The 5,374-nt window shown below is 40.3% G+C and carries 5 protein-coding genes; 4 read left to right on the forward strand and 1 reads right to left on the reverse strand.

From position 1 onward, the window contains the following. The 4 genes from ACQ4N8_RS27885 to ACQ4N8_RS27900 all read left to right on the forward strand — a co-directional run. Window positions 1-1,046: tyrosine-type recombinase/integrase (locus tag ACQ4N8_RS27885; RefSeq protein ID WP_430707629.1), on the forward strand; the 1,046-nt coding region annotated here is incomplete at its 5' end. A 10-nt stretch (window positions 1,047-1,056) separates the two neighbouring features. Further along, on the forward strand, window positions 1,057-2,157 hold the full coding sequence (locus ACQ4N8_RS27890; protein ID WP_430707630.1) for a tyrosine-type recombinase/integrase: 1,101 nt from the start codon (window positions 1,057-1,059) through the stop codon (window positions 2,155-2,157). Window positions 2,158-2,172: 15 nt separating this feature from the next. Beyond that, the gene (locus ACQ4N8_RS27895; protein ID WP_430707631.1) at window positions 2,173-3,102 is read left to right on the forward strand and encodes a tyrosine-type recombinase/integrase; all 930 of its coding nucleotides are present in this window, start codon (window positions 2,173-2,175) and stop codon (window positions 3,100-3,102) included. A gap of 188 nt (window positions 3,103-3,290) precedes the next feature. After that, a complete protein-coding gene (locus ACQ4N8_RS27900; RefSeq protein WP_430707632.1) occupies window positions 3,291-4,469 on the forward strand; it encodes a tyrosine-type recombinase/integrase in 1,179 nt (392 codons plus the stop codon). Between the two features lie 364 nt (window positions 4,470-4,833). Here ACQ4N8_RS27900 and ACQ4N8_RS27905 read toward each other — a convergent pair. Further along, a partial coding sequence (locus ACQ4N8_RS27905) for a hypothetical protein (RefSeq protein ID WP_430707633.1) occupies window positions 4,834-5,374 on the reverse strand: 541 nt, incomplete at its 5' end.

The raw sequence follows: 5,374 nt of genomic DNA on the forward strand, positions 1-5,374 counted from the left end.
ATCCAACGTCTCTTCAACATGCTATTTTTTTGAATACGGATAGAACCCTCTTATCTCCTTTTCACTTGTTAATTAAGAAGTCGGCTCAGGCCGGATTATTGGATAAACAAAAACTAATTATAAAAACAAAACAAGATAAGCCAAGTTTACATCCACGGCTCATCAGTTTCAAAACATATATGGAACAAAAGGGGTTCTCACGTAAGCATGTCCGTAATACCGTCACCCACGTTCATCAACTATTTGTTTGGCTTTGCTCAAACATTCCAATGTTTGCTGGTACTTCCCCTCATGAGATTTCGGTTTTCCAAATCCTAAATGAGCACTTGCTGATGTACCGATCTTACAAACTGCGCTTAGTGAGTGATGGACGAAACAGCCGTATTTCGTTTACTCACAGCATATACTCCATCCGTTCGTTCTACCTCTTTTTGCAAGAGAAATTTGGTTATGAACCGCCGTTACAGCGCTTCCGTTCGATTAAGGCTCCAAGGTACAGTCCTCGTGAACTTCCAACAGACCAGCAAATTGAATCCTTCTTTGAAGTAGTGAGCCTGTACGCACGGAATCCTTCCCTTGAACTAATAGGATATCGATTGATGTATCAGCTCGGTCTCAGGTTATCTGAAGTGGCAAATATAAAATGGGAAGATATTAATTTGGGAACACGTACTATCGTGATCCACAGTAAAGGAAAGAAAACTCACGTTCTTCCTCTAGCTGGTAAGCTATTGCAGCTTTTGGAGGGACTTCAGGGACAGCCGATGACAGCATACCTGCTAGGAGAGAAACCATCCTCCGTTTCAGGAAAGCTTTATGATTACTTCAAACTCTACACCATGATAGCAGGTTGGTCGTTTCCTGGTGGTGTACATATCTTTCGTCACGTTTTTATTACGCGACTAGCTCACAAAGGGATTCTACCTCAAGCGATTAAAGAGTTGGCTCGAGTATGCGCGCTGGATACCGTCAGCTTATATATACATTTAGCAAAACAAGACAATTACATGATCAGCCAAATCAATTTACTTAAATACGACGGATAGGGAGATTAGAATGCCTATTTATGATGATTCAGTATCAAATGAAATCGCTCTAGAGGAATCACTTGTTCAGCTGGCTGAACAATTTGGACCAGATACATTTCAGCGTATGCTTAACCGGCTAATACCTTCTGGCAGTAATGAAGCAGTGATTCGTAACGAGAAAGTTCTGCTTGATGAAGCAGTACTTCATTATTACGAAAGTGATACATTTCAAAGCTTGGCAAAGTCATCACAATTATCCTACCGATACGAAATGGATTTGTTCTTGCGTTATTGTGGTAATTCAAATGATGCCAAACCATGTCTCAAAGACGTGATATCTGCCGCCTTTTTAGCTGAGTATCTGGCGCCTGTACGAAAACTGAATACACGTAGCAAAAAAGCAGCGTTTTTAAGAAGTTTCTTAGGCGAAGCATCTTCGCATTTCTTTAATCAGGATATTGGAAAGCTTAAGCGTACTCTCTCAATGGAAATCGACCAAAACCGCGAACCACGTGCGTTTACCAAAGAACAATTGGATGAACTCCTCTGTCTTGTTAGGCTTGGACGGGAAGCTCACCGAAATTTCACCATCCTTTGGACCTTTCTAGGATCTGGTATCCGATTAAGTGAATTGTTGCATTTACAGACCGGAGATATAATCTCATCCCGTCAAGAAATCCTTGTACGCGGTAAGGGTAAGAAGGGATATAAGCAACCGAGCAAAATAACAAAATCGTCTCTTGAAATACTAAATAAGTACGTTAGCTTTCGTTATCACGGGATAAAAGATGAACAAGATTATCAGGAGCGATATGTTTTTTCTGATGATAAGGGTAAAACTCCATTACATGAAAGCACAATTCAAAAAATGCTTGCGTCATTAATCGATGAAGCGAAGTCTATTCCAGAATCCGACAAAAAACCATATCAGTTCTCCGTACATTCATTACGGCATTCCTTTGCCCTTTATCTCCTTGAATCCGGTGTAAATCTTTACACGATCAAGGAACTGATGCGTCATTCATGGCTTAGTTCAACAGAAGTTTACTTAAAGTTGTTTGACAGTATGCTGGTTACTGCTATTGATCAACACCCTCTGGCACAACTTAAAACTAGTGATCTCTTTTGAGAAGCAGGTGATTAGATGTCTATTTTGCTGCATTCTGGCTATTTTAAATTCTGGAGTGACCATTTTAACCTAGCCAATAGTACAAAGTATCATTATTTAGCCGCACTGAAAAAGTTCGAAGCCTTCCTGATAAAGGAAGGCTTCGAAGGAGAACTTGATTTTGATCGTTTTCATGCAAGTCGTGAATATACAGATCGATATTTACCTATTCAGCGACATGTTATTGACCGTTTTGTCCTCTACTTAATGCATGAAGAAGGATTGACGAATAGATCGATAGCGAGCACCATCACCGGACTAAGACGTTTCTTCGAGTTTCTTCATGACATGGATATGATTGAACATAATCCGATGGTCGGTTATCCTAGACCGAAATTCGAGAGTCCCGTTCAAAACACCGCATTGTCCAAAGAACAATGCTATGCCCTCCTTAGAGCTGCTATACTTAGAGATCCCTTCTATCGGCAGGAATTTGTATTTATCTGGTTCATGCTGATCACTGGGCTACGAATCTCAGAAGTGCGTTTCCTTCGGCGTAAGAGGGTCAACTTTGAAACAAGGATTGTACACGTCTTCGAGGGACAAAAAACCTCACAAAGACCTGTTGCCATCCCAAATGACCTCACTGCAGAACTTGAACGTTATGTACAACATCCAAAATACCTGAAATATGCAAGCGAAGGAAATGAGTACTTATTCCATAAGAAAGGAAAAATCATGACTGTTTATCAGATTAGAAGAATGCTATCCGAACTCTCCGATAATTCAAATCTGAATAGACAAATTCGCCCGCACGATCTTAGAAGAACAGCAGGATATTTAATGCAAATAGGCGGTATGAACATCGTCGATATTCAGTACCAACTGCGTCATAAAAACTTGGGAACTACTTTGAGATATGTCCCGCCTTTAGCTGATATAGCCAAAATCCTCGAGGATGTTTGAACGAAATAGAATTGAGATTTAGTAGCCAAAGATAGAATATTCTCCAAGTTGCCCGGCGGTAATCTACCAATTTCGTTGTCAACTTTGGAGTTTTCTAACTTTTAATACCTGATTACACCGAAGCGCGTAAAATATCTAGAATATTGGAAATAATAATGAGAGAATAAATATCTTTCGGAGATGGTTTAATGGCAAACATCCAAAAACGTGGTGATAACTCTTGGTTTTTGACAGTAAACGCCGGTAAAGATGCAAGAGGTAAATATATACGTTTTACCAAAACCGTGCATTGCCGGACAAAACGAGAAGTAGAAAGCGAGTATGCAAAATTCCGGTTAGAGGTTGAATCTGGGGAATACATTGCACCAGATAAAATGACATTCGGAGCATTTGTAGATGAGTGGTATACGAAATATGCCGTAAAACATCTTGCATTCAAAACGCTTTACACCTATAAATCAAATTTAAAGAATCGAATCCTCCCTGCTTTTCAGCACTTACCCATTAGGGACATCAAGCCTCTTCACATTGTTGACTTTCTAGACAAACTTCAAACGGAAAACTGTAGAGGTGATAAAAAAAGTGGGGGACTGTCTTCTGGAACAATCGAAATTGACCATCGTATATTAAAAAATATATTTAAACGTGCTGTAGAGTGGAGAGTAATTAACCGTAACCCTGTTTCAGATGTTAAAAAGCCCAAAGTTATTTCGAAGGAAATCCTCCCCTATGATGAAGCTGAAGTGAACCAAATGCTTCAAGCCCTACAAAAAGAGCCCTTCCATTGGAGAATGATAATTACTCTAGCCCTAACAACCGGGTTACGGCGTAGTGAGATTCTAGGCCTCGAGTGGAACCACGTTGATCTGAGCACTGGCGTTATTGACGTCAGGCAAACAATGGTGCATGCCTTAAAGGGAGAAGTAATCATAAAACAACCAAAAACTAAAAAATCCGTTCGTAAAGTTGCCCTTCCCTCCTCTGTACTTAAGGAGCTAAGGGAGTACCATAACTATAGGCTTCAAGAACGGAAAAATATAGGAGACGCTTGGCGTGGGGGGGAATGGTTATTTCTGTTTTCCCACCCTGACGGACAGCCTTTCCATCATGAAGCACCTTACCAATGGTTCCGTAATTTCGTTATAAAAAACAAACTTCGATATATTCGTTTCCATGATCTCCGTCATACCTCAGCCACGATTCTGATTAACCAAGGCGTTCATGCCAAAGTCATTTCAGAACGACTCGGACATGGTAGCATTACGACAACCATGAACATATATGGCCATGCCCTCCGTACTGCTGACCAATCGGCTGCAGATAAGTTCGAATCAATCTTCAACATGAACAGGGGTCAAGTGCTATGATGTTTACTTACAGGGGGGCTTAGTGTTCTTTAGTGCTTATAGGTTGAATTAATGTGGATTATCATGAAGCCACTCTGGTCCCTGGGCAAGCCACTCTTTATGGAAACTTGATAAGACCCTAGTCTTTCTGCTTCTTTCGGAGCTCTGCCGGATACAGCTGATTTAGTTTTATTTGTGGCTGATGGGCGTTGTAAAAGCTCTCCATGTTTTTGCTGCAAGTGAAACCTTCTTCAACTTTAAGCTTCACATAACTACACGTAGTTAACACACTGCCTTTTTCACCATGAAAAATGCACCCCTTAGATTTCATCGGATAACCCAAGGGTTTATTCCAATGTCCATTCTAAGGGGTGCACTTCAAAGTTTATTCAACCACTTCTTCTGATGATTCCTCTTCCCTTAAGTAAATAACTTGAATACTTTCCTGTACTTTTTCATCATCAAGAATGAAAGTAAGCTCAATATCGCCTCCAGAACTCGCCAACTTTAAATCACTAAAAATTGCATATCCAGTATCATTTGTTAATACTATCGTATTTCCAACTAATTGACCCTCACCACGACTAAGTATTACTTTGACTGTACGACCAACAACCGGATTACCTAAATGATCCACTGCAATAAGTAACGGTAAAACATCAAATTCCCCTTGATAATTTATATATCTCGGTTGTTGATGTAAACGCAATTGAATACCGTTGAGTGAGTTGTCCGTTACCATTTTTTCATCAAATAGATATTTTTCTATTGGCTGTTCTAATGTCGGCTCCGTTATTGGTTGTTCTTCAGCTGGTGGTTCTTCAGCTGGTGGTTCTTCAGTTGGTGGTTCTTCAGTTGGTGGTTCTTCAGTTGGTGGTTCTTCAGTTGGTGGTTCTTCAGTTGGTGGTTCTTCAGTTGGTGGTTCT

The sequence above is a fragment of the Paenibacillus macerans genome (genome assembly GCF_050565405.1).
In the GTDB taxonomy this organism is placed as follows: Bacteria; Bacillota; Bacilli; order Paenibacillales; family Paenibacillaceae; genus Fontibacillus; species Fontibacillus macerans_B.

Coding starts and splice junctions, on each gene's coding strand:
- ACQ4N8_RS27890 (WP_430707630.1), top strand. CDS start 1,057: ATGCCTATTTATGATGATTCAGTATCAAATGAAATCGCTCTAGAGGAA.
- ACQ4N8_RS27895 (WP_430707631.1), top strand. CDS start 2,173: ATGTCTATTTTGCTGCATTCTGGCTATTTTAAATTCTGGAGTGACCAT.
- ACQ4N8_RS27900 (WP_430707632.1), top strand. CDS start 3,291: ATGGCAAACATCCAAAAACGTGGTGATAACTCTTGGTTTTTGACAGTA.